Source organism: Halosimplex carlsbadense 2-9-1, assembly GCF_000337455.1.
GTDB lineage: Archaea > Halobacteriota > Halobacteria > Halobacteriales > Haloarculaceae > Halosimplex > Halosimplex carlsbadense.
Genome location: NZ_AOIU01000036.1, coordinates 177,525 through 202,426 on the forward strand (window position 1 = coordinate 177,525; position 24,902 = coordinate 202,426).

Annotated in this window: 31 protein-coding genes and 1 tRNA gene; 6 read left to right on the plus strand and 26 right to left on the minus strand. The window is 67.8% G+C overall.

Going from position 1 to position 24,902, the window contains the following annotated elements; genetic code table 11:
- Positions 1 to 6 precede the first annotated feature (6 nt).
- From C475_RS17670 to C475_RS17750, 18 genes are all read right to left on the minus strand, one after another.
- On the minus strand, positions 7 to 462 hold the full coding sequence (locus C475_RS17670; RefSeq protein ID WP_006885236.1) for a hypothetical protein: 456 nt from the start codon (positions 460 to 462) through the stop codon (positions 7 to 9).
- On the minus strand, positions 459 to 698 hold the full coding sequence (locus C475_RS17675) for a hypothetical protein (RefSeq protein ID WP_006885237.1): 240 nt from the start codon (positions 696 to 698) through the stop codon (positions 459 to 461). Before C475_RS17675 ends, C475_RS17670 begins: the two co-directional genes overlap by 4 nt.
- Before the next feature lie 18 nt (positions 699 to 716).
- Positions 717 to 1,538 carry a hypothetical protein gene (locus tag C475_RS17680; protein ID WP_049930849.1) on the minus strand — a complete coding sequence of 274 codons (822 nt, stop codon included), beginning with the start codon at positions 1,536 to 1,538 and terminating at the stop codon, positions 717 to 719.
- 3 nt (positions 1,539 to 1,541) lie between these two features.
- Positions 1,542 to 2,003, minus strand: coding sequence for a hypothetical protein (locus C475_RS17685; protein ID WP_006885239.1), 462 nt, complete (start codon positions 2,001 to 2,003; stop codon positions 1,542 to 1,544).
- Position 2,004: 1 nt separating this feature from the next.
- Positions 2,005 to 2,307, minus strand: coding sequence for a hypothetical protein (locus C475_RS17690; protein WP_006885240.1), 303 nt, complete (start codon positions 2,305 to 2,307; stop codon positions 2,005 to 2,007).
- A 3-nt stretch (positions 2,308 to 2,310) separates the two neighbouring features.
- On the minus strand, positions 2,311 to 2,457 hold the full coding sequence (locus C475_RS24000; protein WP_006885241.1) for a hypothetical protein: 147 nt from the start codon (positions 2,455 to 2,457) through the stop codon (positions 2,311 to 2,313).
- A 95-nt stretch (positions 2,458 to 2,552) separates the two neighbouring features.
- Positions 2,553 to 3,173: an AAA family ATPase gene (locus C475_RS17695; protein ID WP_006885242.1), complete on the minus strand. Its 621-nt coding sequence runs from the start codon at positions 3,171 to 3,173 to the stop codon at positions 2,553 to 2,555.
- Positions 3,174 to 3,184: 11 nt separating this feature from the next.
- Positions 3,185 to 3,595, minus strand: a complete 411-nt coding sequence (locus C475_RS17700; protein ID WP_152436477.1) for a hypothetical protein — start codon at positions 3,593 to 3,595, stop codon at positions 3,185 to 3,187.
- 14 nt (positions 3,596 to 3,609) lie between these two features.
- Complete coding sequence (locus C475_RS17705; protein WP_006885244.1) at positions 3,610 to 4,752, minus strand: hypothetical protein; 1,143 nt, start codon at positions 4,750 to 4,752, stop codon at positions 3,610 to 3,612.
- Between the two features lie 283 nt (positions 4,753 to 5,035).
- Entirely contained in the window at positions 5,036 to 5,572 is a 537-nt protein-coding gene (locus C475_RS17710; protein WP_006885245.1) for a phage N-6-adenine-methyltransferase, read from the minus strand.
- Complete coding sequence (locus C475_RS17715; protein ID WP_006885246.1) at positions 5,562 to 6,017, minus strand: hypothetical protein; 456 nt, start codon at positions 6,015 to 6,017, stop codon at positions 5,562 to 5,564. Before C475_RS17715 ends, C475_RS17710 begins: the two co-directional genes overlap by 11 nt.
- Before the next feature lie 169 nt (positions 6,018 to 6,186).
- Positions 6,187 to 6,744 carry a hypothetical protein gene (locus tag C475_RS17720; RefSeq protein ID WP_006885247.1) on the minus strand — a complete coding sequence of 186 codons (558 nt, stop codon included), beginning with the start codon at positions 6,742 to 6,744 and terminating at the stop codon, positions 6,187 to 6,189.
- 176 nt (positions 6,745 to 6,920) lie between these two features.
- A tRNA-Ala gene (locus C475_RS17725) sits at positions 6,921 to 6,992 on the minus strand.
- A 122-nt stretch (positions 6,993 to 7,114) separates the two neighbouring features.
- Positions 7,115 to 7,423, minus strand: a complete 309-nt coding sequence (gene rpsJ, locus C475_RS22835; RefSeq protein ID WP_006885248.1) for a 30S ribosomal protein S10 — start codon at positions 7,421 to 7,423, stop codon at positions 7,115 to 7,117.
- Between the two features lie 3 nt (positions 7,424 to 7,426).
- Positions 7,427 to 8,695 (minus strand): translation elongation factor EF-1 subunit alpha, encoded by a 1,269-nt coding sequence (gene tuf / locus C475_RS17735; RefSeq protein WP_006885249.1) that lies wholly within the window; start codon positions 8,693 to 8,695, stop codon positions 7,427 to 7,429.
- Between the two features lie 170 nt (positions 8,696 to 8,865).
- On the minus strand, positions 8,866 to 10,152 hold the full coding sequence (locus C475_RS17740) for a hydroxymethylglutaryl-CoA reductase, degradative (protein ID WP_006885250.1): 1,287 nt from the start codon (positions 10,150 to 10,152) through the stop codon (positions 8,866 to 8,868).
- 75 nt (positions 10,153 to 10,227) lie between these two features.
- Entirely contained in the window at positions 10,228 to 11,184 is a 957-nt protein-coding gene (locus C475_RS17745) for a homoserine dehydrogenase (protein ID WP_006885251.1), read from the minus strand.
- Positions 11,181 to 11,714 carry a hypothetical protein gene (locus C475_RS17750; RefSeq protein ID WP_006885252.1) on the minus strand — a complete coding sequence of 178 codons (534 nt, stop codon included), beginning with the start codon at positions 11,712 to 11,714 and terminating at the stop codon, positions 11,181 to 11,183. Before C475_RS17750 ends, C475_RS17745 begins: the two co-directional genes overlap by 4 nt.
- A 182-nt stretch (positions 11,715 to 11,896) precedes the next feature.
- Between C475_RS17750 and C475_RS17755 the strand changes: the two genes are divergently transcribed.
- From C475_RS17755 to C475_RS17765, 3 genes are read left to right on the plus strand one after another with little or no spacing between them, the layout of a single operon-like run.
- Entirely contained in the window at positions 11,897 to 13,108 is a 1,212-nt protein-coding gene (locus C475_RS17755; RefSeq protein WP_006885253.1) for a hypothetical protein, read from the plus strand.
- A 27-nt stretch (positions 13,109 to 13,135) separates the two neighbouring features.
- Positions 13,136 to 14,206: an ABC transporter permease gene (locus C475_RS17760; protein ID WP_006885254.1), complete on the plus strand. Its 1,071-nt coding sequence runs from the start codon at positions 13,136 to 13,138 to the stop codon at positions 14,204 to 14,206.
- The gene (locus C475_RS17765) at positions 14,199 to 14,891 is read left to right on the plus strand and encodes an ATP-binding cassette domain-containing protein (protein ID WP_006885255.1); all 693 of its coding nucleotides are present in this window, start codon (positions 14,199 to 14,201) and stop codon (positions 14,889 to 14,891) included. The genes C475_RS17760 and C475_RS17765 overlap by 8 nt, the downstream gene beginning before the upstream one ends.
- Positions 14,892 to 15,014: 123 nt before the next feature.
- On the opposite strand, the gene C475_RS17770 is transcribed toward C475_RS17765, so the two are convergent.
- Positions 15,015 to 17,204 (minus strand): elongation factor EF-2, encoded by a 2,190-nt coding sequence (locus tag C475_RS17770; protein WP_006885256.1) that lies wholly within the window; start codon positions 17,202 to 17,204, stop codon positions 15,015 to 15,017.
- A 162-nt stretch (positions 17,205 to 17,366) separates the two neighbouring features.
- Here C475_RS17770 and C475_RS17775 point away from each other — a divergent pair, with 162 nt between their 5' ends.
- The gene (locus C475_RS17775; protein ID WP_006885257.1) at positions 17,367 to 18,116 is read left to right on the plus strand and encodes a DUF5781 family protein; all 750 of its coding nucleotides are present in this window, start codon (positions 17,367 to 17,369) and stop codon (positions 18,114 to 18,116) included.
- 27 nt (positions 18,117 to 18,143) lie between these two features.
- Here the strand turns inward: C475_RS17775 and C475_RS17780 are convergent, their stop codons facing one another.
- The 4 genes from C475_RS17780 to C475_RS17795 are packed head-to-tail and all read right to left on the minus strand — an operon-like array spanning position 18,144 to position 21,639.
- Entirely contained in the window at positions 18,144 to 19,613 is a 1,470-nt protein-coding gene (locus C475_RS17780; RefSeq protein ID WP_006885258.1) for a PQQ-dependent sugar dehydrogenase, read from the minus strand.
- Between the two features lie 12 nt (positions 19,614 to 19,625).
- A complete protein-coding gene (locus C475_RS17785) occupies positions 19,626 to 20,363 on the minus strand; it encodes an energy-coupling factor transporter transmembrane component T family protein (RefSeq protein WP_006885259.1) in 738 nt (245 codons plus the stop codon).
- The gene (locus C475_RS17790; RefSeq protein WP_006885260.1) at positions 20,357 to 21,061 is read right to left on the minus strand and encodes an energy-coupling factor ABC transporter ATP-binding protein; all 705 of its coding nucleotides are present in this window, start codon (positions 21,059 to 21,061) and stop codon (positions 20,357 to 20,359) included. The genes C475_RS17785 and C475_RS17790 overlap by 7 nt, the downstream gene beginning before the upstream one ends.
- Positions 21,058 to 21,639: a biotin transporter BioY gene (locus C475_RS17795; protein ID WP_006885261.1), complete on the minus strand. Its 582-nt coding sequence runs from the start codon at positions 21,637 to 21,639 to the stop codon at positions 21,058 to 21,060. The genes C475_RS17790 and C475_RS17795 overlap by 4 nt, the downstream gene beginning before the upstream one ends.
- Before the next feature lie 115 nt (positions 21,640 to 21,754).
- On the opposite strand from C475_RS17795, the gene C475_RS17800 reads away from it, so the two are divergent.
- A complete protein-coding gene (locus C475_RS17800) occupies positions 21,755 to 22,573 on the plus strand; it encodes an aldo/keto reductase (RefSeq protein WP_006885262.1) in 819 nt (272 codons plus the stop codon).
- A 481-nt stretch (positions 22,574 to 23,054) separates the two neighbouring features.
- On the opposite strand, the gene C475_RS17805 is transcribed toward C475_RS17800, so the two are convergent.
- Entirely contained in the window at positions 23,055 to 23,240 is a 186-nt protein-coding gene (locus C475_RS17805) for a hypothetical protein (protein ID WP_006885263.1), read from the minus strand.
- A 152-nt stretch (positions 23,241 to 23,392) separates the two neighbouring features.
- On the opposite strand from C475_RS17805, the gene C475_RS17810 reads away from it, so the two are divergent.
- On the plus strand, positions 23,393 to 23,776 hold the full coding sequence (locus tag C475_RS17810; RefSeq protein ID WP_006885264.1) for a hypothetical protein: 384 nt from the start codon (positions 23,393 to 23,395) through the stop codon (positions 23,774 to 23,776).
- Positions 23,777 to 23,824: 48 nt separating this feature from the next.
- On the opposite strand, the gene C475_RS17815 is transcribed toward C475_RS17810, so the two are convergent.
- Together C475_RS17815 and C475_RS17820 are read right to left on the minus strand one after the other, a co-directional pair.
- The gene (locus C475_RS17815) at positions 23,825 to 24,442 is read right to left on the minus strand and encodes a 30S ribosomal protein S7 (protein ID WP_006885265.1); all 618 of its coding nucleotides are present in this window, start codon (positions 24,440 to 24,442) and stop codon (positions 23,825 to 23,827) included.
- 2 nt (positions 24,443 to 24,444) lie between these two features.
- Positions 24,445 to 24,873, minus strand: coding sequence for a 30S ribosomal protein S12 (locus C475_RS17820; RefSeq protein ID WP_006885266.1), 429 nt, complete (start codon positions 24,871 to 24,873; stop codon positions 24,445 to 24,447).
- Positions 24,874 to 24,902 lie beyond the last annotated feature (29 nt).

A 24,902-nucleotide genomic window follows, 5' to 3' on the forward strand; every position in this document is an offset into this window, starting at 1 on the left:
TCGTGGTCATTCGAAGGCCACCATGTTGAACGAAGTGTTGCTCGCGCTCTCGCTGGTCTTCCGGTAGTACAGTTCAGACGCTCCGAGTCCGCCGGGCGGCGCCACGGAGAAGGGTGCCTCGGCGCTCGTGAGCGGGATGTCTCGGTCGGCCCGCTTGCGCGGCTTGAACGCGACCGTGATCGGCGCATCGAACCCGTAGATGAGTACGGAGCTGGCCGAGTAGTCCCAGGCGATCGATTTCTCGTCGGTAGTCGACACCGACACGTCCGTCTCCGAGTAGTAGGCGGCTTCAGCGTCCGCCTCTTCGCCGCGCTGGCCGCGCATCTCCATGAGCATGCACGCCAGCAGCGCGGTGCCCTCGTCCTCGGCCACCTCGTAGAGTAGCGAGTTCGGGCCTTCGCCGAAGTACTCGGCTATCAGGTCGTCTATCGGCGTCTCGGAGCCGATGAGTCCGACGTTCATAGCGCCCCCCGGCCGCGGATGAGCGCGGCGACTGTCGCGGCTTGGACGAGCGCGGTGAGCAGCTCGCTGACCGGCGCGATCACGTCGGCGATCGTCCGGGCCATGCCGGCCGCTCGCGCGAGTAGCGAGCGCCCGCTGTCTTGCTCGCCGTCGGGCTCGGGCTCGTTGACGTCGTCGCCCGCGGCGGTGTCGGTGCTGTCGCTCGTCGTGGTCTGTTGGTTCGGGAAAGAAGCCATAGGTGCGAGAGCGAGCCGCTACGGCCCGCTCATGTTGTTCGCGACCTTGCGCCGGAGCGTCGCGGGGTCCTCGTCCTCGCGGACGGGACGCTGACGCACCGGGATGCTGATCTCGAGGTTGGCGTCCTCGACCTTCTCCGCGTCGAGCGCGGTCGCGTAGTCCTTGTCGAAGAACACGAGGTCCAGCTTGAACTTGGGCGGGATCACTCCCCGGAGTCCGGAGTTGCGCGGGTCCCAGGTGATCTGCCGGTCGCTGTTCGGGTCATCCGGGTTGCTGAACGCCCAGGTGATGCTGTCCTCGGTCTGGAGTTCCTGGGCAGAGTTGCCCTTCCCCGAGGTCCGCTTCTGGATACGGGTGTAGCCGTTGCGGACCACGGTGTACACGTCGACGTCCTCGTCCTCGGCGCCGTTGCCGGAGAACTCGACGGCGTCGATGAAGTCGCCGTCCGAGCTGACGTTGCCGGAGTAGCTGACGCCCGTCGAGTCGGTGACGAGCGTGTCCTTCGACCCGTCGCCGCTCTCGTCGTAGTAGGCGACCACGTTGGCGTCCGAGGTGTACTCGCCGTCCGCGATGTTGGGCATGAAGTCGACCACGGGTGCCTCGGGGTCCAGCGTCTTCGAGACGCCCGAGTCGCCCGAGGCGACTGTGATCGTCTGCTTGGCGACGAGAGCGACCACCAGCGGCTCGCCGACCGGAACCCGCCACACGGAGTTTTTGGGCACGGTCGCCGTCGCCACGATGTCCTCGGAGCCCGTCGAGTACGGGAAGTACTCGAACTTGTCGTTACCGAGGTACACCGGCCGTTCGGGCCGTCCTTCGCCGGATTGGGTACTCGACATGGGTTACTCCTCGCGGACGTTGAGCGGGTAGTTCGCGAACAGGCTGTCGGGGTCGATGACGGTCCCCGAGTTGGCGAGTAGGGCCACCTCGTCGGTGTCGGTGAGCGAGATACTGCCGCCGGGCACCCGCTCGGGGTGGAACGTCACCCGGCGGCGCTCGGCGTTGTCGCCGCTCTGCTGGTCGCGAAGCGAGAGCGTGTTGAACGGAGCCATCGTGAACTCCGCGAACACGGTCCAGGCGCCGAGCGGGTCGTTGGGCTCGCGGTAGCCGAGCCCGAGCCGAGCGCCCCGCGGCATGTCGCCGCCGCCGGTCCGCTCCACGTCCAGGATCATCGGGTAGTTCTCGACGAGTTCCCACACCTGGCCGTCGGGCACCTCCCACACACAGACCGGCGTGGGGTCCTCGGCCACGTTCGCCTCGGTGGTCGCCTCCCGTTGCTCAGTGCTGAGGGTCTCGTCTGCCATTTCAGGCACCCCCCTCACCGAACGCGCGGAGACCGACACCGGTGAACCCGACACCGAGCCCGGCGATGATGACCCCGAGCCAGTCGTCGATGTCCGAGAGGATCGCGCCGAGAATCATCCCGGCGCCGATGACGGACGAGCCGATTCCGGTGACGAACGCGGCCGAGCCGCGGTCGCCCTCGAAGACGGCGTCTGCGAGCGATACGAGTAGTTCGTCGAGGCCCACCATGTCGACCACGGTGGGAACGACCATTGCGGCGCCAGCGCCGCCGACTGCGTGCTTCTCTTCGACGTTGAAAGTCATCGTTCAGAGCACCCTCCAGAAGAGGAACAGTGCGATTCCAGCACCGACGACGAGGCCGATGCCGAGCGGTTCGGTCAGGAAGCTGATGGCTTGGCCCATCAGCCCGGTCGAGCCCCCGGTATCATCCGGGGAGTCGTTGGTCGCTGCCATGCACCCCCTACTACCGGGTGGGTGTGATTATCTATTTGTTCGTTGTCAACAGGATAGCGAACCGCCTACGAGAACGCCTGAAACGCTACGTTTCGCTATTGAAGATGTGACGGGATAGGAACTGGACCGCGGATGTGGCTCTCGGCGCCGGCCACGTCCTTGTAGTAGAGGAACTGGTAGCTGTTCGGGTCCATCTGAGTGACTCGTTCCTTTCCAGGGATGCTAACGCGCCGGAATTTGCTATCTTCGTGCTCGCCGTAGGCGAAGATGATGTAGTTGTCCGTCTGCGTCCAGATCTGGTCGTGAATCTCCTTCGCCTTGTGGGCCGCAAGCACGAGCCCGCAGTTAGAATGCGTGACGTGCCACTTCACGAGGTGCTGAAGGATCTCGGGGATGTAGTTCGCTCCCATCCAGTTGTGCGCCTCGTCGATGTAGAGGTAGCACTCTTGGAGCTGGCCGAACGCCCGGCAGTACTGTTCAAGCACGTCCTCGGTGAACGGCACTTCGCGGATCACCTGCCGAGTCCGTCCGTTGACCCAGTGCCGCAGCACATCTCGGGGGCTGTCCGGGTAGACCGCACCCGGCGGGCCGTGTTCGGCGTTCGGATCGAGACAGATGAATCGCTCGGTTTGGGCGAGTAGATGCTCGAACAGCACGGATTTCCCGCTATTTTTCTGTCCGAGGATGGCGGTGATTTCGCTCAGGTCGATGTCCATCGCGTCACCCCCTACTCTCCCACATCCACAGGGTCGCGCAGGTCGCCCCGCGTCGGCGTCTCGATGTCGAGTTCGTCGTAGAGCCCGCTCCGGGTGAGCGCCTCGTCGAGCGTCCGAACCAGATAGGCAGTCTTCGCCGGGTGCGCTGTCGCGTACTGCCCGCCGAGTGAGACGAGCATACTGTCGACTTGCGTCGGGTCGATCCCGAGCCACGGTGCGAACTGCGCGGCGAACTGTTCCAGATCCTCCATCTCGTCGGGGTTGCGGACCATCTCGTAGCGGATGAACCCGCGAATATCCTGTTCCAGCTCATAGAGTGTTTCAGGGTCGACGCCCGCTCCGGCCGCCGCGGTGCTGAGTCGGTCTGCGCGCTGTTCGTCCGTCTCGTCTGCCTCGCTCGCCGCTTCCTGGGCGAGAGTCATGATTTCGTCCATCGTTAGTTCCAGGTGTCCGAGTCGTCGAAGTCGAATTCGTCCTTTCCGCCGCTCTCGCGCTCGTCTTCGCTCTCGTCCGGTTCGTCGTCGGTCTCGCTCTCCGAGTCGTCCCTCTGGCGCTCTCTGTCGGGCCGCTCTCTGTGCTCGCCTCGCTGGTTGCTATCGTCGCTCTCCTGCTTGCGATACCGGGCGTAGCCCGCTGCCCGTCCACCTATCGTCTGGACCAAACTCATCGCGAGCAGCGAGCCCGTCGACAGGTCGATGTTCTGTTCGTCGCAGTAGGCGACGAGCAGCTGGGCATTCGCCTGTTTCTCGGATTCGGAGAGCGTCCAGCCATCCCAACCGGTCGCCTGGGCGGCTTGGTCGAAGGGCATCCCGAAAAGCGTCGAAACGAGGCTTTCGTCGACGACCATGCCGTTCTGCATCTGCGTCGGGTCGGGCTCCTCCGGCTGGTCCGCGGCACCCGCGTCCGGGTCCGAGCCCTTCAGTGCGCTGAGTACGTCTTCGCGGCGCTCCCGCTCCGCCGGGTCATCCGTATCCTCGACGATTTCCTCTGTACTTCGCTGTTCGTCGCTGTCGTCGCCCTTGATCTTCGAGAGTAGCCCGCCGCTCTCGCTCTGGTTGCTCTCGTTCTGTTCCTCCGGCACCGAGGGCTGTGGCTCTGGTTCTGTCTCTTGTTCCTCCGTAGGCGCCGGCTGAGGCTCCAAGTCGTCGGGCCCGATACCTTCGAGATCCAGCCCCTCGGGCGGTTCTACTGCCGTCCCATCGTCGTCGGGGGCGTTCTCGGGGGAAAGCTTCTCTTTGCCCTCGTGTCCGACTCCGAGACCGTCTGTCTCCGCTGTACTCGCGTCTTCGGTGGTGCTGTCGCTCACTGTGTCTCTCTCGCTGTCCGGCTCTGGTTCGCTACCGGCCTGTTCGTCTGGTTCCTCCGCTCGCTCGTCCGTCTCGCTCTGTTCCGCTGTGGCTTCGAAGTCGAGCGTGTCGGTCAGGTAGTCCTCTAACTCCTGTTCCTCGATACCGACGATACGACCGAACCCGTGTTCGGCCGCGAGACTCTGTTTTTCGCCGTAGTCCAGTGATTCGAGTTCGGCGGCAGAGTCGGGGGTCGGCGGATCGACGGATTCGCTGTTGCTGGCTGTGCTCATGCTATCGAAAGGGTCGGAGCCCTAACTTCTCCCGAATCCACTCAGACCGGCTCACATAGCCGTCGCTAGCGGCTCTCTGATTGAGTTGCTCTAATTGAGCCGGTGAGAGCGAGAATCCGATTGTCTCACTTGACATATGGTACAGCAAATAGTGAGACGGCTACCGATAAAAAACCTGTTAGCAAGTAAATAAATAAGTAATTAACTTACTAAGACCGGGAGAGGTGGGGCTGTCGCAGGTCGGTGGGCGCGCCACCGACTCGGTAACGCTCAGTTCCGTCTGTCATGGAACCACCACCCAGGCGCTGAACTCCTCATTTTTCTCGAACCAGTCCCGGAGAGCGTTCGGAACGCGGCCGTAGACGCTGTAGACTACGGGGAACGCGGCGTCCCACTCGTAGCCAATAAAGTTCACGCGGTCGTCGGGGAACGCCAGCAGGTCGGCCTGAAGCGCGTAGTCGTGGAACCAGTCCGCCGAGGGGTCACACTTCGACAAGGCGACAACGGTCTCGGCTTCGCACTTGACGGCCTTCCGAAGCCAAGGGCCGGGGTCACTGAACGGGTGGTTCAGCCAGACCGTCCCGTAATCGTCCCACGAACGGGAGAGACCGCCGCTCTCGCGAATGTTATCGGCTGCGAGATTCGACGACTGCGAGGCGCAAGGGTCCAGGTCGAAGCCACTGAGAATCTCGGAGATGTCCGAGACGTATTCGAGCGGCGTATTCGCCTTGTCCGACCCCTCTACGAGGTCACCGACGAGCTGGGACTGGCCGGCACCCTCTCGACGCTCACTATTGTCCGAGGCGGTATCACTCACCATCGATGCCCTCCGCGATCTCGTCGCGCTCGGTCAGCGGACGAACGCCGACCTTCCCGCACCGTACGGATATCAACCCGCTCGCCGCCAGCGGGTCGAGTACTTCGCTCCGGATCAGCTCCTTCGGCGTGTTCGGATGCGACTCCCGAGAGAGGATATCTTCGGCCATGTTGACCGAGAGCGTACGCGGTTCCTCGCCAGCGAGAGCGAGGTAGGCGTCCGCCAACTCGGGGTCAGAGGGCAGTACGTACTGCGAACGCTCCGAGGCAGGCAAGTACTCGTCGAGCGCTTCCCGCACCACCTCGCTCTTGGCTTCGCCGTGGGCGTCGAGGTAGTCCGTGAACCGGGCCGCCAGGTCGCCAGAGAGACGCGCTTCGGCGCGTTCCTCGCTCTTGTGTCGGTCGGCGCTCTCGGAGTCGCCGGGGAGTCGGCTACCAGACGAACTCATGCCGCCCTCCTGTCCGCAGATCGGCCGACCGTTGCGGACACAGATGAAACGGGGGTTCGGTGACCCCGCATCCGGGGGGCGGTGAACCTTGGGTTCACTTCGAGTGGACGGTATGGTGGCGGACACCCCCCCGCACCTCTGCGAGAGAGTGGGGTCGGGGTCTCCCCCGTCATCGGCCGACACCTCCGAGGCTCTCCCGAGCCCAGCGGAGTAGGTTGCCGACAGTACCGGGCGCACGGCCGCTCAGGTCGGCGTACTCGCGGACGCCCATCTCTCCGAGATCGCAGGTCAGATAGGCGTCGAGTTCGGCGGGAGAAAGGTCGTCGTAGCGGTCCGGGTCGTCGTCGAGGCGTAGCCAGGCTGGTGGCTCTGGGTAGTCCCGTCCAGTATCGAGGTGCGAAACGACGATCCGACCGCGGGACCACTGCCACCACAGCGAGGCGACGTGAGCGCACCAGCCCTCGTTGAACCGATGACCCTTGCAGGAACAGTCGGCAACGAGGGTCCGGCCCTTCAGCGCCCACGTCACTCTGTGTGCGCTCTCACCGTCGCTGAGTCGGACCATGCGCTCGGCGTCGTTGATGGGGGCGCCCGTGTCAGTCTCCCGCTGCGCGCGCTCCCACGGCGTCGAGAGCGTCCAGTCGTCGGGCATCGCCAGCGTGGGCGGGCCGCCGACTCGGTTCGGGAGATCGTCGCTCGGCTGCCAGCTGCGGCTGCCGAGACTCATGGGCGGACACCCCCGCTATCACTCGCCTCAACGCCGGACGGCGTCGGGGGGAATCCCGCGGCGTAAATCACTGGATCTGCCGCGTCGGTTTCTTTCGGGATTCGCGGACCGAAAGATAGCTCTCTGAGGGGTAACGCTCTAAAAGCCGAAACCCTCGAAAACGGGCCGCACAGCGATGGACTCGCGGGGATTTGAACCCCGGGCCTCTTCCTTGCGAAGGAAGCGATCTGCCACTGATCTACGAGCCCGCGTATATCGCTCGCAGCGCGGAGGGGATAAGTCCTGCGCGTGAGAGCGGCTTCGGCAATCGGTCACACGGTCGCGCCGTCGGGCGACCGGGCGACTGCGGTGGCCGGTGCCACCGTCCCCTCTAGTCCTCGAGGACGATCTCGATGGAGACGTCGTTCGGGACCTGGATCCGCATCAGCTGGCGCAGCGCGCGTTCGTCGGCGTCGATGTCGATGAGCCGCTTGTGGACGCGCATCTCCCAGTGCTCCCACGTCGCCGTCCCCTCGCCGTCGGGGGACTTGCGCGTGGGGACTTCCAGCGTCTTGGTCGGCAGCGGGATCGGCCCCGACAGCTCGACGCCGGTCTTGTTGGCGATGTCGTTGACCTCGCCGCAGATCGAGTCGAGGTCTTCGGGACTGGTGCCGGCCAGCCTGACGCGTGCTTGCTGCATGAGTTAGTCGCGCTCGTTGACGGACATGACCTGCCCCGCGGCGATGGTCTGACCCATGTCGCGGATAGCGAAGCTCCCCAGTTCGGGGATCTCGTTGGCCGACTCGATGCTGAGCGGCTTCTGCGGGCGGATGGTGACGACGGCGGCGTCGCCGTTCTGGATGAAGTCCGGGTTCTCCTCCTCGGCCTCGCCCGTCGCGGGGTCGATCTTCTGGTCGATGGACTCGATGGTACACGCGACCTGCGACGTGTGGGCGTGGAAGACCGGGGTGTAACCCGCCGTGATCACGGACGGGTGCTGCATCACGACGATGCGAGCCTGGAAGGTCTCGGCGACCGACGGCGGGTCGTCGGCGGGACCACAGACGTCACCGCGGCGGATGTCGTCCTGGCCGATGCCGCGGACGTTGAACCCGACGTTGTCACCGGGGCCGGCCTGCGGGACTTCCTCGTGGTGCATCTCGATGGTCTTGACCTCGCCACCGACGTCCGAGGGCTGGAAGCTCACGTTGTCGCCCGTGTTGAGCATCCCAGTCTCGACGCGTCCGACCGGAACCGTACCGATGCCGGAGATGGTGTAGACGTCCTGGATCGGGAGGCGAAGCGGCGCGTCCGTCGGCGGCTCCGGCTCGGGCAGCGCGTTGAGCGCCTCCAGCAGAATCTCGCCGTCGTACCAGTCCGTGTTCTCGGACTCGTCGGCGATGTTGTCGCCCTCGAAGGCCGAGACCGGAATGAACTTCGCGTTCTCCGTGTCGAAGCGGACCTGGTTGAGCAGGTCGGTGACTTCCTCGACGGCCTCGTGGTAGCGGCTTTCCTCGTAGTCGACGAGGTCCATCTTGTTGATGGCGACGATCATCTCGCCGATGCCCAGCGTGCGGGCCAGGAAGACGTGCTCCTGGGTCTGGGGCTGGACGCCGTCGTCGGCGGCGACCACGAGCACTGCGTTGTCCGCCTGCGAGGCGCCCGTGATCATGTTCTTGACGAAGTCGCGGTGGCCCGGACAGTCGACGATGGTGAAGAAGTACTCGTCGGTGTCGAACTCCTGGTGGGCGATGTCGATGGTGACACCGCGTTCGCGCTCCTCGGCGAGGTTGTCCATGACGTAGGCGAACTCGAAGCCGCCCTTGCCCTTCTCCTCGGCCTCTTCCTTGTGCTGCTCGATGACGTGCTCGGGGACGCTGCCTGTCTCGTACAGCAGTCGCCCGACGAGCGTGCTCTTCCCGTGGTCGACGTGGCCGATGATGGCCAGGTTCTGGTGCGGTTTGTCGCTCATTGATTATCTCACGCGCAGAGGCGCTATGTGGGATTCTTTTGGTGGTTAGTGTTAAAACCATTTCGATAGCGATTCCACGTGATCCCTACGCCGTCCTGCGATTTGACAACCGGTCTCACGGACCACGGGTGCACCGTGGGGTGGCGGCCCGGGCGGCTGGCCGCCGGGATTCACCCGAGCACCTCGATCAGTTCGCGGGCGCGGCTCTCCCGGACGGCTCCCTCGGCGACCATGCGGGCCGCGACCTCCGCGACGAGCCCCGCGGGGGCGCCGGCCTGCCGAGCGACGTTCTCCGCGTGGAGTTTCATGTGACCCGCCTGGATGCCTTCGTCGACGAGCGCGCGCAGGCTCGCCAGGTTCTCCGCGAGCCCGAGCGCCGCGACGACCCCCGCGAACTCGTCGGCCGCCTCGACACCCAGGACCTCCATCGCAGCCCGGCCCGCAGGGTGGACCGCGGTCGCGCCGCCGACGGTCCCGGCCTGAACGGGGAGTTCGATGCGACAGACCAGATCGCCGTCCGCACCGACTTCGTAGGTCGTCAGCGGTCCGTACCCTTCCCGCGCAGCGTACGCGTGGGCGCCCGCTTCGAGCGCGCGCCAGTCGTTGCAGGTCGCGACGGCCAGCGCGTCGACCGCGTTCATGATCCCCTTGTTGTGGGTCGCGGCCCGGTAAGGGTCGCCCGCGGCGAACGCCCACGCCTCGACGATGCGGTCGCGGACGGTCTCGCCGTCGAGGCCGTCCGCTCTCTCAGGGTCGTCCTCGTCCTCGACGAGCGCGGCGGGTTCGACGCGACACCTCGCCCGCGCGAGTCGGCAGTCGGCCAGGTTCGACAGGACGCGTAGCGAGACGCGGCCGCCGGTCGCGTCCGCGACGACCGGCGCGACGGCCTCGCACATCGTGTTCACCGCGTTCGCCCCCATCGCGTCGCGAACGTCGACGAGGAGGTGGACGACGACGGTCTCGCCGGCGGGAGTATCGACGACCCGCACGGTCACGTCCTCGCAGCCGCCCCCGTGGCTCACGAGGACGCCCTGATCGTTGGCGACGGCGGCGATCTCGTCGGCCCGTGCCAGCACCCGCTGTCGGGCGGCGGTCGGATCCGACACGTCCGCGACCTGGACCTGGCCGATCATGTACGGCCCGTCCGTGTCCGTGGTGAACCCGCCGCCTGGCCGGGCCAACAGCGCCCCCTTCGAGGCGGCAGCGACCACGCTCGACTCCTCGACGGCCATCGGTACCAGCAGGTCTTCTCCGTCGACGACGAAGTTCGTCGCGACGCTCAGCGGGTACGAGACGCTCCCGACGACGTTCTCGCTCAGGCCGTCGACCGTCTCGCCGACCGCGCCGTCGGCGTCGAGCGCGTCGACCGCCTCGGCGTCGAGATCGCAGCGCTCGACGACCGTCGACAGCCGCTCGGAACGGTCCTCGGTGTAGAATCCGGGGATCCGCGAGTTCATGCCCGCCAGAACAGACGGGTCCGCATAGGGCGTTTCGGTCCCTCGGGGCCGCGCGGCGGGGTCGAGACTCTCTGGCTATCGCTCCGGCAGCCGGCCCACGTCGGCGAGCACGGCGCTCGCGGTCTCGGGGCCGCCCGCGCCGCGTCCGGAGATGTTGAGTTGTCCGGCGTGTTCGGTCTCCAGCTGCACGATGTTCTCGGTACCCGTCACGGCGAGCGTCCCGTTCGCGGGGACGAGTCGCGGCCCGACGCGCACCTCGCCGGCGGGCGTGACCTCGCCGATGAGCCGGACGGTTCGACCGTCCTCGGTCGCCAGGTCGAGCGCGCTCCCGGGAATCTCTTCGATGCCCTGCACCTCGGCGTCGTCGAGGGTGTACTCGCGGCCGTTCCCCGCGAGGACGTTAGCGACGATGACGCACTTCAGCGCCGCGTCGGTCCCCTCCACGTCGAACGCCGGGTCGGCCTCGGCCACGCCGAGGTCCTGGGCCTCCGCGAGGACGTGCTCGTAGTCGAGCCCCTCGGCGGCCATCCGCGTGAGGATGAAGTTCGCCGTCCCGTTGAGGACGCCGCGGGCGGCCGTGATGTGGTCGGAGTCGAAGTCGGCGATCGTCGAGAGGACCGGCATCGCGCCGCCGACGGTCGCCTCGAACAGCACCTGCCCGTCGCTCTCGCGTTCGAGCGCGCGCACCTCGCCGTAGCGCTCGGCGACCGGTCCCTTGTTAGCGAGGACGACGTGGCGGTCGCGTTCGAGTGCGGTCCGGACGTGGCCGAAGCCGGGCTGAGCGTCGCCGAGCGTCGTCGGCGTCGCCTCGACGAGAACGTCGTATTCGCCGTCGAGCGCCGCCTCGGGGTCGTCGCTTCCGACGGCGCCGTCGGTCCGCTTGGACTCCAGCGCGGTCGCCACGTCGATCCCCTCGGGGTCGACGGCGGCCGACGAGGAGTCGGCGAGCGCGGTGACGGTGTGACCGTAGTCGGTGGCCAGCTCCGCGACGGCGGCGCCGACGGCGCCGGCGCCCAGTACCGCGAGTCTCACGCCGCATCACCTACGGTAAGCGGCTCGACCAGACGGAGGTCCTTCTCGGCGGCGATGTCGCGCACGGCGCCGAGCGTCGAATCGGTCTCCCCCTCCTCGGTAGCCAGTCGCAGGCGCGCGCTCGATACGTCCTCGGTCCCCTCAGGCGCCGACAGCGAGAGGTCCGTCACCGTCGCCTCGGTCGTCTCGCGGATGCGCGAGAGGGTGTTCGAGAGGTCGCTGTCGACGATGTGGCCGGAGAGGACGATCGTCAGCGACTCGCTGTAGTGCTGGGCGCCGGCCTGGATGACGTTGATGCCGGCGTCGCGGAGCGCGTCGACGATCTCCTCGAAGCGCTCGGGGGTGGCCTCCAGGTCGACCTCGACGGGGATGTGCCCGCGCGGCGTGAGGTTGCCCCGCTCGTGGAAGATCGAGAGGAGGTTCCCGCCGTTGTCGGCGATCGGGTGCAGCGCCCGCAGCAGTTCGCCCGGCTCGTCGACGAGTTCGAGTCGAACTGTGTACGCGCGTACCTCGTCGGTCGAGTCGCTCATCGCCCGATCACCTCCTCGGTGCGCTCACGTGCGCTCATTAGGGGAGACTCACAGCGGGCGGCTATATCAATCCGGCCATTCCGATCGTCCGACGCCGGTCGCCCGACCGCGACCTCGGCGCCGCGAGCGCCCACGGCGAAACCGATACTTATTACTGACATGTTCGAGTAGATGTAAACGGAATGCCCTCCATACCGACAGGCACGGTTAGCAGTACAGCAGCCAAGGCGCTCGTCGTCGTCGCGTTCCTCGCGGTCGGCGGCGTCGCCGCGGCACAGATGGGCGCACTCGACGGCGTCACGGGCTCGCAGGACTCGGCCCTGCTCGAGCCGGTGCCCGACGGTGTCGACAGCGTCGCCGTCTTCGACGCGAGCGTCATCGAGTCCGACACGGCCGAGCGCCTCTACGCGACGGGGTACAACGCCACGGTCGGCTCGGTCAACGCGACGGAGCCGGGCGAGGCCGACGAGACCGACGACGAGATGGCAACCACCTCGCCGGTCGAGATGGTTCCGGCGAACCTGACGGGCGCGTTCGACGAGGTCGAGAACGAGACCGGCCTCGACCCGCGTGCGATGGATCAGGCCATCGTCTACAGCCAGCGCCAGGCGAACTTCACGTCGCCCCCCTATCAGGGCGTCATCGTCGAGGCCGACTGGCAGAAGTCCGACGTGGTCGACGCGGTTTCGGAGCAGACCAACCGGACGTACCGCAACACGACCGTCGACGGCGTGACCGTCTACAAGCCCGAAGAGCGTGAGGAGGACAACGTCACGACCTTCGGGCCGCCCGAGCCCGACCAGTGGGTCGCCGTCCTCGACGGTAACGAATACGTCTTCGGCACCGAGCAGGCCGTCGCCGACGCCGTCGACGTCGAGGTCGACGACGCCGACCCCGTCGACGGCGACCTGCGCCGTGCGTTCGACGACACTCGTGACGGCTACTTCCGGTACGCACAGAGCTCTCAGAACGTCAACGTCACGCAGATCAACCGGACGATGGGCCAGTCGACCGGCCTGAACGTCACCGCGTACGCCGAGGCGTACAACGACCTCCACATCACCTCGGGGACCTACTACATCACCGAGGACGGCGAGGCCCTGGGCACCGAGTCGCGCATCCTGACGAACTCGACCGACACCGCCCGGGACGTCGAGGACCTCGCGCAGGGGTTCATCTCCATCCAGGCCGGCGCCATCCAGAACGAGACCCTGGAGACCGAGCTCCGCGAAACCGACGTGAGCCGTGACGGCACGACGGTGACCGTCTCGCGGGAGACGGACATCGAGACCGCCGAGACGCTCATCCGCTGGTACGGGTCGATCCTGACCGGCGGCCAGAGCTCGGCGGCGACCGGCGTCGCGACGGGGGCGGCCGCGGCACAGTTCGCTTAAGACGGTCCCCCGTCTCACTGTTCTCGAATGGACGCACCGCTCCTCCGGAAGGAACTGTTCTGGCTCCGCCGCAACTGGCGAGCCGTCGCCGTCGTCTTCCTGCTCGCCCCCGCCCTGTTCGGCGTCGCTACGACCTCCTTCGACCGGACCGTCCCCCAGGACGTGCCGGTCGCGGTCGTGCCCGCCGACGACGCCGTGACCGAGGACGAACTGCAGGCCGTCGCCGGCCTCGCGCGGACGGTCTCCGCGCCGCGGAGCTACGAGTCGCTCGATGCCGCGCGGACCGCGCTCGACCGTGAGCGGGTGTACGGCGTCCTCACCGTCGGTCACGGCCTCTACGAGAGCGGTGCGAACGTCACCCTCTCGCTGGCCGTCGACGGCGGGATGGTCACCTACGTCGACCCGTCGGTAGCGGTGACGGGGACCCTCCGCGACCGCGCGGGCGTGTTCCCGTCGACGGTGACCGTCGAGCGACGGATCGTCGGCGCCCAGCGGACGCTCCCTGAGTTCCTCTTCACGACCGGACTCGTCTACCTGCTCGCGATCTACGCCTTTACCTACGTGCCCTACCACCTGGCCCGCGAGCAACGGGTGTTCGACCGCGTGCGCGTCGAGTCGTCGCTGTGGGCGCTGCTCGCCGCGAAGGCCGCGCTGTTCGCCGCGCTCGGCGCCGCCGCGGTCGCGAGCATGGGCCTCGCCGGCGTTGCCCTCGGCTATCGCGTCTCGGTCGCCGACCCCGCGGCGCTCGCCGTCGTCGGACTGACGGGCGCCGCGCTCGTCGCGGTGAGCCTCGGGGTCACCTTCGCGACCCGATTCTCCGTCGCCGGCCGGTTCGTCAACGTCGCGCTCCTGGGAGGAGTCGTCGCCTTCTCGAACCCCGTCTACCCGACCGGCTTTTTCTCGGCGGTCCGTCGGACCATCGCCGGCTGGAGTCCGGTATACCACGCGACGGTCGTCGTCCGCGCGGTCGCGCTGAAGGGCCTCTCGCCCGGGCTGTTCACCGGCCGTCTGCTCCTGCTGGTCGGTGTCGCCGTCGCGGCGGGCTGCTGGCTCGCGGCCAGTGTCGTCGCCTACGAGCGGAGGGGTCCCGATGGCTGACCGCCACGAGGGGGCCGACGGCGATCCGGCCCACGAGATCCGCCTCGACGGGGTGGTCAGGCGCTACGACGGCGTCACCGCGCTCGCCGGTGTCGACCTCCGGATCGAGGCCGGCGACCTCCACGCGCTGGTCGGCCCCAACGGGTCGGGCAAGTCGACGTTGCTGTCGCTCGTGGTCGGTCTCGACCGGCCGACTTCGGGGACGATCTCGCGTCCCGAGGGCCGGATCGGCTGTGGCTTCCAGACGCCGAGCGTCTACACCGACCTGACCGTCGACGAGAACCTGCGGGTGTTCGCCGCGATGGGCGACGCCGGCGACGACTGGCTCGCGAACGTCCGGTCGGGTCTTGGACTAGACGAGGTTCGCTCGCGCGTCGCCGCGGACCTCTCGGGCGGCTACCAGCGCCTGCTCGACGTGGCGCTGGCGTTCGTCCGCCGGCCCGCCTTCGTCCTGCTCGACGAACCGCTCGACGAACTCGACGACGCCGCCCGCGAACGCGTCGTCGGGTTCGTCGCCGATTACTGCGAGGGCGACCCGACGGTGGTCGTCTCGACCCACCACCTCGACGCCTTCGGTCCGTCGCTCGACCGGCTGACCGTCCTCGCCGACGGCGACGTGCGCTACGACGAGCGCGTCGACGGGAGCGACGACTACCGCGCGATCTATCGCGACCTGGTCGGGTGAGCGACGCGGTGACCACCCCGACGCTGAGGGCTCGCGAGACGGACGGATACCCAGCGCGACTGTAGACAGTTTCTACCGGGAGTCACCGAGCCGGCGAGAAGACCGAAAGAACGGGGTGCGGAGTTAGAAGTAGCCGATCGCTTCGTGGAGTTCCTGCTTCATGCCCTTGCGCTCGCGGATCTCCATGATGGTCTCGCGCTGGAGGTTGTCGGCCATGACCTGGAAGCCGGCGTTCTCGGTGTTCCAGGAGGCGCGACCCTCGGTCGCGCTCCGGATGTCAGAGGAGAAGCCGATCATCTCGTCGACGGGCGCGACGCCCTCGACGACCATCAGGTCGCCTTCCTGGTACATGTCGTCGACGCGGCCACGACGACCCTGAATCTCGCCCGAGGCGGCGCCCATGTGGTCGTTGGGCACGTCGATGCGGACCTCCTGGATCGGCTCCAGCAGGCGCACCTCGGCGTCGATGAGGGCGTTGTGGATGGCCTGGCGGGTCGCCGGGATGACCTGGGCCGGGCCGCGGTGGATGGCGTCCTCGTGGAGCCGCGCGTCGTGGAGGCGGATGAGCGAGCCCTGAACCGGCTCGGCGGCGAGCGGGCCGTCGTTGAGCGCCTCCTCCATCCCTTCGAGGACCAGCTCCATCGTCTCGTTGAGGTGCTGGATCCCCTTCGTGTCGTCGATGATGACGTTCGTGTTGTGGATGTGCTCGACGTTCTGGGAAGTGTCCTTGTCCATGCCGGCCTCCTGGAGCGCCTCGCGGCGTTCCAGCTCGGGCATGTCCATGGAGGCCTCCCCGTGCTGAATGGCCTCGACGATGTCTTCGCCGAGCGGCGTCACGGTGATGTAGAAGCGGTTGTGACGGTTCGGCGAGATGCCTTCGACCTCCCGGGAGTCGGTCTGGGGCGCCTCGCGGAAGACGACGATCGGTTCGCCGGTGTTGATCGGGATACCCTGGTTGCGCTCGATGCGCTGGCCGATCACTTCGAGGTGGAGCTCACCCTGACCGGAGATGAGGTGCTCGCCGGTGTCCTCGTTGATCTCGATCTGGATGGTCGGGTCCTCCTTGGCGACCTGCTGGAGCGTCTCGATCAGCTTCGGCAGGTCGTCCATGTTCTGTGCCTCGACGGACTTCGTGATGACCGGCTCCGAGATGTGTTCGATGGACTCGAACGGCGTCATCTCGATGGACGAAACCGTCGATCCGGCGATGGCGTCGCGGAGACCGGTGACCGCGGCGATGTTACCGGCGGGGACGCGGTCGACCTCCTGGCGCTCGCCGCCCATGTAGATGCCGACCGACTGGATGCGGTTCTTCCCGGCGGTCCCGGAGACGTACAGCTCCTGGCCCTTCTCGATGGTGCCCGAGAAGACGCGGCCGGCGGCGATCTCGCCGGCGTGGGGGTCGATCCCGATGTCGGTGACCATCAGGACGACTTCGCCGTCCTCGTCGACCAGCTGCATCGTCTCGGCCACGTCGGAGTCGGCGTCGCCGCGCCAGATGCGCGGGATACGACGGGGCTGGGCGTCGATGGGGTTCGGGAAGTGCTCACAGACCATGTCGAGCACGACGTCCGAGAGGGGCGTCCGGTCGTGGAGCTCCTGGCGGTTGTCCGCGCGTTCGAGCTCCATGATCTCGCCGAAGTCCATGCCCGTCCGCTGCATCGAGGGCATCGAGACGCCCCACTTGTACAGCGCCGAGCCGAAGCCGACGGTCCCCTCTTCGACGGAGACCGTCCAGTCCTCGTTGATGTCCTCCATCTCCTCGGTCATCCCGCGGATGAGCTCGTTCACGTCGCGGATGACGGCGAGCAGGCGTTCCTGCATCTCCTCGGGCCCCTCCTGGAGCTCGGAGATCAGGCGGTCGACCTTGTTGATGAACAGGGTCGGCTTGACGCCCTCGCGGAGCGCCTGTCGCAGGACGGTCTCGGTCTGGGGCATCGCGCCCTCGACGGCGTCGACGACCACGAGCGCGCCGTCGACGGCGCGCATCGCGCGGGTCACGTCACCGCCGAAGTCGACGTGGCCCGGCGTGTCGATGAGGTTGATGAGGTGGTTGGTGTCCTCGTACTCGTGGGTCATCGAGACGTTGGCCGCGTCGATGGTGATCCCGCGTTCCTGCTCGTCTTCCTCCGTGTCCATCGCGAGCTGCTCGCCCGCGGTCTCGTCGGAGATCATGCCCGCGCCGGCGAGCAGGTTGTCCGTCAGCGTCGTCTTCCCGTGGTCGACGTGCGCCGCGATGGCGATATTCCGGATCTGCTCCGGCTTGTCCATCAGTGTCTCGCATTCCTGTACGATTTTCTTACGTCGGCCCATTATACGGCATTCTATCAATGGGGGCGTCAAAAGGGTGCTGTTTCCATTCGCGTGCGACAACTCGAAGCACGCGGAGCGGCGCCCCGTCGACCGGCGGAACGGCCCGAAACCGTGCCAATTCCCCGCAAGAGTAATACTGGCGTAAACCCTGACTCGGAGCGTATGGACGTGCGAGTGCGCGGCCCCGGTCCCGAAGCGCCGATTCTCGGGGCGCGCGACCTCTTCGAGACCGAACGGACGCTGAAGCGGCCAGTCACCGTCGAGATCCGCGAGGATCCCGACGAGCGGACACGCGTGAGCCACGACGAGGAGAGCCACCTGTTCGTCATCTCACAGCAGGCGGCCACGTCGGCGATGGCGCGCGAGCTCGCGCTTCACGAGTTCGCGCACATGCACCACTACGAGCGGGACCACCCCTCCCACACCCAGTCGATGGAGGAAGTCATCTTCCTCGCGCTGGCCGGTCGGTCGGTCGAGCGGCGCAAGCTCACCCACTGTTACCAGATCGCCAACCACATGAAAGACATCTACGCCGACGACGTGTGGCTGGAGGTCGCACCGGCGGACAAGCTCGTGCCCTTCCTCGAATCCAGCCTCGCGGCGGCTGTCGCGGACCGACCCCGTGACCCGCCCGCATGGGACCGCCTCACCCCGGCAGCGGACCCCGACATCACCGCAGTCAACGCCGCCTTCGCGCTGGGACTGGTCGAACGCCACGACCTCGTCGACGACGACCATCGGATCTACGACCTGGCGCACGCGGCCGCACAGGATGCCCCCGAGATCGACGTGGCGTCGTTCACCCGCCGCTTTCGGACGCTGGCGCGCGACCCCGGCGACAGCGAGTACCGGAAGGCGCTGGTGGACGTGACCCGAGCGTACGCGACCGGCGGCGAGCGGGCCGCGGACTGACCGGAAAACGTTGGGCTGCCCGCGACTCTACTCCTGCGTGAGCCGGACGAGCACGTCGTCCTGCTCGCGGGGGAACCCCTCGTTCGCGCGGCCGTCGCGGTTGGACGTGATCACGTAGATATCCCCGTCGGGCGACTGCTCGACGTGGCGGATGCGCCCGAGTTCGTTCTTCATCGTCGTGTGAACCGTCGCGGTGTAGGCCTGGTCCGACCAGTCGTCGGTCACCTGGGTGTAGGCGTCCTCGGCAGGCGGAAGCGTGCCCCCCTCGGGGGTCAACGTCGTGACGATCAACTGCTGGCTGACGAGGCCGCCGGTGACCATCCGATTCCGCAACGCCGGCACGGCGTCGCCGGTGTAGAACAGCGACCCAGTCGGCGCGAAGCTCTGGGCGCCGGTGTTGAACAGCGGCGGGTGGAAGCCGCTGCCGGGGTAGTCATCGGGCTCGTACACCTCGTTCCAGCTGTAGTTGTCGCCTGGGACCAGCCGGTTGATCTCGTCGCGGCCGGTCGGGCCGTGCTCGGAGTTGACCGGCGTGCCGTCGGGCAGCCAGACGACCCCCTGGGGGTTGCGGTGGCCGTAGGTGAACACTCTGGGGTCGGCGTCGCCGCCCAGGTCGGGGTTGTCCGGCGCGGGCTCTCCCGAAGGGGTCACGCGGAGGATCTTCCCGGCGAGGCTGCTCGGGTCCTGGGCGTCGTCGGGCTGGCCGCCGTCGCCGCAGGTGACCCAGAGGTAGTTGCGCGGCCCGAAGGTGATCCGCCCGCCGTTGTGGTAGCTGTTCGCCGGGATGCCGTCGACGACCGTCGAGACCGGCTCGCCCGGGGTCTCCGACTCGACGTCGAAGGCGGCGACCTTGTTGTACTTCGTCCGCTCGCCGTTCTCCGTTGTCGTGTAGGTGTAGTAGGCGAAGATGTGCGCGGGCTCTGGGAACGTCGGGTGGACGGCGACCCCGAGGGTGCCGCCCTCGCCGCCCTTGACCCACCAGGGGCGCTCGTCCGAGCCCGGTTCCGTGGAACCAGCGTCGATGGCCTCGGTGGGTTCGGCGACTGTGCTGACGTTCTCGCCGTCGAACCGCAACACGCGTCCGACGCGCTCGGTGACGAACATGTCCCCGTCGGGGGCGAACGCGATGTCCCACGGGACCTCCAGGTTCTCGACGAGAACCTCGGCGCCGAGCGTCGCGTCGAGCGGCGAACTCGTCGGCGGTTCCCATCCGGGGTCGTAGCCCGACCAGGATTCGAGCGGGGTGCCGACGACCGACTCCGGGGTGGTCGTGTCACCGGTCGAGCCGCCGTCCGCGTCTCCGTCTGACCCGCCGCTGCCGTCACCGTCGGTGCCGTCACCGCCGCTCCCGTCGGTCGGACCGCCTCCGTCCGTCTGTGTCGCTGTCTGGGTCGAACAGCCAGCCAGGCCGGCGACGCCGGCAGCGGTCAACGCGAGGAACCGCCGGCGCGACCGCCCCCGGGCGGCCGCGTCTCGGTCCGTCGAGTCGCTTTGCATGTCCGATTCCTATTACGCGACCGGAATGAATCTTCCGGGAAGGTAGACGACCAGCGGCCAGGCCGCGAGCGCGACGCCCAGCGCCGCCACCGGGTAGTCCCGCCGCCGAAAGGCGAGCGCGGGGAGCGTCGGATTCCAGGCGAAACACCGGGCGCGCAGCGCGAGCGCCAGCCGGTCGGCACGCAGGAACGACCGCTGCAACCCCCGGGTCAGGATCCGTCGGACGCGGTCGCGCAGCGGCCGGCGGCCGCCCGCCCTGGCGTGGACCGCCCGCCGGGTCGCCCGCAGGTCCGCCAGCACGACCGGGAACAGCCGGAAGACCAGCCCGACGCCGACGCCGAACAGCCGACCGACCTTCCCCGGGACGACCCGCTGGATCGCCGCCCGCGTCTCGCGGACCGGCGTCGTCCGCACGTAGACCGCCCCGACGAACACGACGGGGACGACCCTCGCGACCGACCGCAGCGACTCGACGGCCGGTCCGACGCGGAACCACGGCTCGCCCAGCGCCACGCCGCCCAGCAGGGGCCCGACCGCGAGAAACAGGAAGACCGCCCAGTACGTGCGGACGACCCGCAACGGCGAGAGCCGGCCGGCCGCCAGCGCGGCCAGGGCGACCGCGCCGCCGACGGCGAACCCGCGGGCGGTCGGGTCGGCGAACACCGCGATAGCGAGCCCGAACTGGACGGCGAGTTTCGCCCGCGGGTCGAGCCCGTGGGCGGGCGAGTCGCCGGGCTCGTAGGTCAACATTGCGGGTCGCGGACCCCGAGCTCGTCCAGCCGGTCCAGCGCCGCAGGGGTCGGTTCGTCTAGCGCGACGCGGCCGTCGGTCATCCCGACCACCCGGTCGACCAGGTCGGCCACGTCGCGCAAGTCGTGAGTGACGACGACGAGCCCCGTCCCCTCGGCGGCCAGCGCGTCGAGATGGCCGAGGACGGACTCGCGAGCCGACAGGTCGAGGCCGACCAGCGGCTCGTCGAGCACGAGGTGGTCGGGTTCCATCGCCAGCGCACCCGCGAGGGCGACCCGCGCCTGCTCGCCGCCCGAGAGGCGGTCGATCCGCTCGTCACCGCGGCCGGCCATGTCGACCGCTTCGAGCGCCCCGTCGACGCGGCGGTCGATCTCCGGCCGGTCGAGTCCGAGGTTCTCCGGCCCGAAGGCCACGTCGGCGCCGACGGTTCCGGCGACGAACTGGTCGCGCGGGTTCTGAAACACCATCCCCACGCGCGTCCGTGCGTACACGGGGTCGTCGGTCACGTCGCGTCCGTCGACGCGGACGCTCCCCTCGTCGGGTTCCAGCAGCGCGTCGAAATGCCTGACCAGCGTCGTCTTGCCGCTGCCGTTGGCGCCGACGACCGCGACGGCCTCGCCGTCGTCGATTGTCAGCGAGACGCCGTCGACGGCCGCGGCGTCGCCGTAGCGGTGGACGAGCGACTCCGTCTCGATCATTCCCGGACGGCGACGGCGCCGCCCTCGACGACGGCGACGGTCACGAACACCTTCACCACGTCCGGGACGGCGTACGGAGCCATGAGTCCGGCCGCCCTCCCGACGGAGACCCCCAGTACCTCCGCCATCCACGGGAGACCGACCGCGTAGACGACGACGAGCCCCGCGGCCACCGCCACGAGTTCGACCGGGACGGACAGCTCCGAGACGGGTCGCACCTCGATCCCACGATGGGCGACCGCACCGACGACGACCGCCGACAGCGCGAACCCGACGAGGAAGCCACCGGTCCGCCCGCCGAAGTGGCCGATGCCCGCCGCGCCGTTCGAGAACACCGGCGCGCCCGCCGTCCCCGCCGCGAGGTACAGCGCCATCGCGAACCCACCCCACAGCGGGCCGAGCACCAGCCCGGCGAGGAAGGGGCCGAACGGCTGCAGCGAGAACGGCACCCCGACGCTCGGGATCGGGATCGACAGCTGTGCGAGCGCCGCCGTCAGCGCGGCCAGTACCGCCGCCCCCGCCAGGTTTCGCACCGTGTCGTCGCCCACGAGGTCGACCGATTCGTACTCCTGTGCCATGGGCCACCCTGCTCCGTCAACCGGTAAATAGTCACTGGTATACGAGATCGGCCGGGCAGATGCCGGCCGCGACCGCCGACCGGGGATTTACCTCCCGACAGTTCGCAGTCGGCCCATGGAACACGTCACCGTCCAGGGCGTCGAGGTCCCCGCTGTCGGCCTCGGGACGTGGCAGCTCACCGGTCGAGAGTGCTACGAGACGGTCTCGGCCGCGCTCGAACTCGGCTATCGCCACATCGACACCGCCCAGATGTACGACAACGAAGAGCAAGTGGGTCGCGCCCTCGCTGACTCGGCCGTGGACCGCGAGGACGTGTGGATCACGACTAAGGTCACGCCGGGCAACGCCCGCCGCGACGACGTGGTCGAGAGTACCCGGGAGAGCCTCGATAGACTTGGAACCGACTACGTCGATCTGCTCCTGCTCCACTGGCCGAACCCGCTCGTCTCCTTCCGCGACACCGCCCGCGGCATGGCCGAACTGCGCGACGACGGCCAGATCCGCCACGCCGGCGTCAGCAACTTCCGCCGCTGGCGCCTGCGGCGCGCCCGCGAGAAGTCGACCGTCCCCATTCTCGCCGACCAGGTGCGATTCCACCCCTTCTACACCCACGGGGCGCTCCGCGAGTACTGCGCCAAAGTCGACACGATGCTCACGGCCTACAGCCCGCTCGCCCACGGTGGCCTGCTCGACGACCCCGTCCTCACCGAGATCGGCGAGCGCCACGACAAGACCCCCGTCCAGGTCGCGCTCCGGTGGGTCACGGGCTTCGAGAACGTCGCCACCATTCCCAAGACCACCTCCCGCGAGCACCTCCGCCAGAACGCCGCGATCTTCGACTTCGAACTCACCGACGACGAGCGCGACCGGATCGCCCGCCCTTCCTACCTGAAGTCCACTGGCCTCTTTCTCCGCAACGAGATGGGGATCTGAGTGGCCGAACCTGGAGATCAGCCACAGTGGCGCACGCTGTCGCGCGCTTTCGTGCGCGCGACGGAACCGTGCGAGGGATGAGGAGCGCAACGGAGTGAGCAGCGAGGGAGCGGAGCTCCCTCGGGCCATGCGGGCGACTCGCGGGTCGCCCGCAGACACCGCAATCGGCTGGGGAGGTGTGTGGCCGTCGGCGGTGCCGTGCGGGGCGGTAGCTGCCGCGGTGCCGTGCGGTTCCTGGTGGACTGAAAGGGCGAGGCCCGCTCGCGTTCACGTGGTCGCCTGAGCGACCCCTATCCGAAGCGGCCCTCGACCGCGAGGATATGTCGTTCAGCGACCGCGAGCGGGCCGAGGGCTTTCAGCGCCTGCTGTCAGGTGCGGTCGCTCCTCCAGCTAGCGAGCGGGGCGGGGCTTTCAGCGCCTGCTGTCCCCAGCGAGCACGGTTGAGGCGATTCAGAGCGAATTGGGCGATCCGGTTCAGGGCTCACTCCCGTTCGGACTCCAGTTCCTCGACGCACTCCTGCAGTTCGTCGACCTCCCGGTCCCGGCGAAGCGCGCGCTTCAGGAAGACACCGACGATCAACACCACCGGGACCGACAGCACGGTCGCGAACAGGAGGATGGTCAGCAGTTCCGCACCGCCGCCGGACTGGAGGGGGAGGGGAACCATTGTCGGCCGTGGAACCGCCCTGCGGTTGGGTCTTACGGACCGGTGGGCGTGGGCTCGATGTGGGGCTATCCGAGCGCGTTCGATCGACCAGGCACGAGAGAGATTCCCACGCCGACCACAGGTTGATTGACGGGTCCGGCCAACTCTCGCCCATGGTCGACTCGGGGATCCGACGCTGGAGTTTCACGCGCGACTACGAGGTCGGCGGGGGACCGTGGCCGACCGAGGACGAGGCGACGGTCGCGTACGACGACGAGGAGACGACGGTCACCGTGAGCGGCGTCTTCTTCGACGGCGGCTCGAACCACGAGGGCTGTGCCCGGCGAGTCTCGTACGCACCGAACGAACGGCGACTCGCTGTCGACGTGGGCACCGTCTCGACCGGCGAGGAGTTCGTGATGGACCTCGTCCAGCGGATCCACTACGAGGTCGAAGTCGTCTTCGCCGGCGAACTCCCGGCGGTCACCGAGGTCCGACACGTCTCCGCCCTTGGAAACGAGCAGTTCGCGACGACGCTCGAGCAGTCGGAGGCGTGAACGAACCAGCGGCTCACGGACGAGCGAAGACGGAAAAGCGGAGAGAGATTACCGGGCAGCGGCGGCGACGCGTTCCTTCTCCTCTTTCTGGTTGACGGCGTAGGCGGAGACGTCGTCGTTGGCGGCCGAGGCGAGCTGGTTGGCCAGCGCTTCCTCGGCGTCGGTCGGCGTCTTGAACGAGTCGCTGTAGACGCCCTCGGCGATGAACTTCAGGGCCTGGTCGACGCGGCGCTGGGGCGCGACGTCGACGGCCTTCGGGACCGAGATGCCACCGTACTTCAGGCGGACGGTCTCCTCGCGCGGGGCGGCGTTCTCCACGGCGGAGACGAGGACCTGGACGGGGTTCTCGTCGGTGCGCTCGTGGATGATGTCGAAGGCGTCGCGCGTGATGCGCATGACCTTCTGCTTGTCGCCGGTGTTCTCCTCGGTCTGCATGAGTCGGTTGATCAGCCGCTCGACGATGCTGATCTCGGACTTCTGGAACTGCTTGCCGGCGTGGCGACCCATCGTGTGGGCGATGGGGGTGACGGTGATGTAGCGCTCGGTCGAGGGGTCAGAGTAGTCGATGTTGGTGACCTCCCACTCGCCGAAGAGCTTGGCGGGCGCGTCCTCGTCGTCTGTCCCGGCCGGGGCCTCGGGCTCGGGGGCTTCGTCGTCAGCACTCATGATTATCGGACCGGTTTCTCCGCGTTGCCGCGAACGAGTTCGATCATCGAGACGCCGTTGACCTTCTCGACCTTGTAGTTGACACCCGAGAGGTCGCCCATCGCGCGACCCTTCGCGCCGCCGATGCCGGCGATGGTGACCTCGTCGTGCTCGTCGATGAACGAGATAGCGCCGTCACCGGGACAGAACGCGGTGACCTGCTTCCCGTTCTTGATGAGCTGGACCCGGACGCATTTCCGGATCGCGGAGTTGGGCTGTTTCGCTTCGATACCGACCTTCTCCAGGACGATGCCACGCCCCTGGGGCGCGCCCTCCAGCGGGTCGGACTTCTGTCCGAGGCCCCGCTCGCGGCGCGCGTAGTCGGAGTCGGACCACCGATGCTGTTGGCGGTCCTTCTTCAGTTTGCGGGCGGCGTATTTGCCGTTCGCCATAGTGGCCGTGGATACCCGACGGAGGTACT

Coding starts and splice junctions, on each gene's coding strand:
- tuf (WP_006885249.1), bottom strand. CDS start 8,695: ATGAGCGACAAACCGCACCAGAACCTGGCCATCATCGGCCACGTCGAC.
- C475_RS17740 (WP_006885250.1), bottom strand. CDS start 10,152: ATGAACTCGCGGATCCCCGGATTCTACACCGAGGACCGTTCCGAGCGG.
- C475_RS17810 (WP_006885264.1), top strand. CDS start 23,393: ATGGTCGACTCGGGGATCCGACGCTGGAGTTTCACGCGCGACTACGAG.
- C475_RS17715 (WP_006885246.1), bottom strand. CDS start 6,017: ATGAGTTCGTCTGGTAGCCGACTCCCCGGCGACTCCGAGAGCGCCGAC.
- C475_RS24000 (WP_006885241.1), bottom strand. CDS start 2,457: ATGGCAGCGACCAACGACTCCCCGGATGATACCGGGGGCTCGACCGGG.
- C475_RS17690 (WP_006885240.1), bottom strand. CDS start 2,307: ATGACTTTCAACGTCGAAGAGAAGCACGCAGTCGGCGGCGCTGGCGCC.
- C475_RS17765 (WP_006885255.1), top strand. CDS start 14,199: ATGGCTGACCGCCACGAGGGGGCCGACGGCGATCCGGCCCACGAGATC.
- C475_RS17755 (WP_006885253.1), top strand. CDS start 11,897: ATGCCCTCCATACCGACAGGCACGGTTAGCAGTACAGCAGCCAAGGCG.
- C475_RS17750 (WP_006885252.1), bottom strand. CDS start 11,714: ATGAGCGACTCGACCGACGAGGTACGCGCGTACACAGTTCGACTCGAA.
- C475_RS17710 (WP_006885245.1), bottom strand. CDS start 5,572: ATGGTGAGTGATACCGCCTCGGACAATAGTGAGCGTCGAGAGGGTGCC.
- C475_RS17795 (WP_006885261.1), bottom strand. CDS start 21,639: ATGGCACAGGAGTACGAATCGGTCGACCTCGTGGGCGACGACACGGTG.
- C475_RS17815 (WP_006885265.1), bottom strand. CDS start 24,442: ATGAGTGCTGACGACGAAGCCCCCGAGCCCGAGGCCCCGGCCGGGACA.
- C475_RS17720 (WP_006885247.1), bottom strand. CDS start 6,744: ATGAGTCTCGGCAGCCGCAGCTGGCAGCCGAGCGACGATCTCCCGAAC.
- C475_RS17790 (WP_006885260.1), bottom strand. CDS start 21,061: ATGATCGAGACGGAGTCGCTCGTCCACCGCTACGGCGACGCCGCGGCC.
- rpsJ (WP_006885248.1), bottom strand. CDS start 7,423: ATGCAGCAAGCACGCGTCAGGCTGGCCGGCACCAGTCCCGAAGACCTC.
- C475_RS17695 (WP_006885242.1), bottom strand. CDS start 3,173: ATGGACATCGACCTGAGCGAAATCACCGCCATCCTCGGACAGAAAAAT.
- C475_RS17770 (WP_006885256.1), bottom strand. CDS start 17,204: ATGGGCCGACGTAAGAAAATCGTACAGGAATGCGAGACACTGATGGAC.
- C475_RS17760 (WP_006885254.1), top strand. CDS start 13,136: ATGGACGCACCGCTCCTCCGGAAGGAACTGTTCTGGCTCCGCCGCAAC.
- C475_RS17780 (WP_006885258.1), bottom strand. CDS start 19,613: ATGCAAAGCGACTCGACGGACCGAGACGCGGCCGCCCGGGGGCGGTCG.
- C475_RS17775 (WP_006885257.1), top strand. CDS start 17,367: ATGGACGTGCGAGTGCGCGGCCCCGGTCCCGAAGCGCCGATTCTCGGG.
- C475_RS17820 (WP_006885266.1), bottom strand. CDS start 24,873: ATGGCGAACGGCAAATACGCCGCCCGCAAACTGAAGAAGGACCGCCAA.
- C475_RS17705 (WP_006885244.1), bottom strand. CDS start 4,752: ATGAGCACAGCCAGCAACAGCGAATCCGTCGATCCGCCGACCCCCGAC.
- C475_RS17805 (WP_006885263.1), bottom strand. CDS start 23,240: ATGGTTCCCCTCCCCCTCCAGTCCGGCGGCGGTGCGGAACTGCTGACC.
- C475_RS17785 (WP_006885259.1), bottom strand. CDS start 20,363: ATGTTGACCTACGAGCCCGGCGACTCGCCCGCCCACGGGCTCGACCCG.
- C475_RS17670 (WP_006885236.1), bottom strand. CDS start 462: ATGAACGTCGGACTCATCGGCTCCGAGACGCCGATAGACGACCTGATA.
- C475_RS17680 (WP_049930849.1), bottom strand. CDS start 1,538: ATGTCGAGTACCCAATCCGGCGAAGGACGGCCCGAACGGCCGGTGTAC.
- C475_RS17675 (WP_006885237.1), bottom strand. CDS start 698: ATGGCTTCTTTCCCGAACCAACAGACCACGACGAGCGACAGCACCGAC.
- C475_RS17700 (WP_152436477.1), bottom strand. CDS start 3,595: ATGACTCTCGCCCAGGAAGCGGCGAGCGAGGCAGACGAGACGGACGAA.
- C475_RS17800 (WP_006885262.1), top strand. CDS start 21,755: ATGGAACACGTCACCGTCCAGGGCGTCGAGGTCCCCGCTGTCGGCCTC.
- C475_RS17685 (WP_006885239.1), bottom strand. CDS start 2,003: ATGGCAGACGAGACCCTCAGCACTGAGCAACGGGAGGCGACCACCGAG.